2 protein-coding genes are annotated in these 896 nt (G+C 38.8%); one reads left to right on the forward strand and one right to left on the reverse strand.

All coding sequences use genetic code 11. The features are described from left to right. Positions 1 to 407, reverse strand: a 407-nt coding sequence (locus OCU14_RS10280; protein ID WP_261810949.1) for a KxYKxGKxW signal peptide domain-containing protein, incomplete at its 3' end; no start/stop codon positions are given. A 127-nt stretch (positions 408 to 534) separates the two neighbouring features. On the opposite strand from OCU14_RS10280, the gene OCU14_RS10285 reads away from it, so the two are divergent. Next, positions 535 to 876 (forward strand): hypothetical protein, encoded by a 342-nt coding sequence (locus OCU14_RS10285; RefSeq protein ID WP_261810950.1) that lies wholly within the window; start codon positions 535 to 537, stop codon positions 874 to 876. Positions 877 to 896 lie beyond the last annotated feature (20 nt).

Genomic DNA, 896 nt, shown 5'->3' on the forward strand with positions numbered 1-896 from the left:
CTTGCTGTATCCGACTTGGCAGCACCACTACTTGCATCGGTTGAATCGGCCTTTACTGCACCACTACTTGCATCGGTTGAATCGGCCTTTACTGCACTACTACTTGCACCGGTTGAATCGGCCTTTACTGCACTACTACTTGCACCGGTTGAATCGGCCTTTACTGCACTACTACTTGCATCGGTTGAATCGGCCTTTACTGCACTACTACTTGCACCGGTTGAATCGGCCTTCGTTGCACTAGTGCTGTTTACAGTGGCGGCAGTTAAGTTCCCTGAGGTGGTATCAGCATGAACTGCTACCGTTGATACCCCACCGAAGACAAAAAAAGACAGTGTAGCAATTGCGGCAAAAACGAATTTTTTGCCATCTTTATACATTTTATAATGTAATTTCTTTTCTCCCATTATAAAATTCCTTTCCCGCTCAATTATATTGATCTAACCTATTTTTAATTATACACTTGTAGAACAAAGTGACATACCTAATTCTGCAAAATAAAGCACTTTTTTTGTAAATAGTCAGGGAGATATCATGAATCAGTCAACTTTTCAGCTACTTGGTAATGTTGCTTCAGCAGATTTCTACCTTTGTGAAGGCAGTGATATTGCTTTAATCTCTGATAATAATGCCTATAATATGAAAGCTTTAGCCCAAGAAGCGCTTAAACTGCGTGTTCCTAATTCTTTGACCGTTATTGATTTAAACAACTTCTACGTTGGTATGATCCCTATTGATCATAATCAGATATTGACCATGATTCCTCATATTAACACCACCAATATCCCATTCAATTATCAGGAAATCACTAATTTTATCGGGTCTAGAATTTTTGGTGTTGGAAAGTATTTCCATTCCAAAAGTACTAGGCCCTAATTTAAAAAGCCATTGATAAT

It is taken from the genome of Levilactobacillus humaensis (assembly GCF_024345185.1).
In the GTDB taxonomy this organism is placed as follows: domain Bacteria; phylum Bacillota; class Bacilli; order Lactobacillales; family Lactobacillaceae; genus Levilactobacillus; species Levilactobacillus humaensis.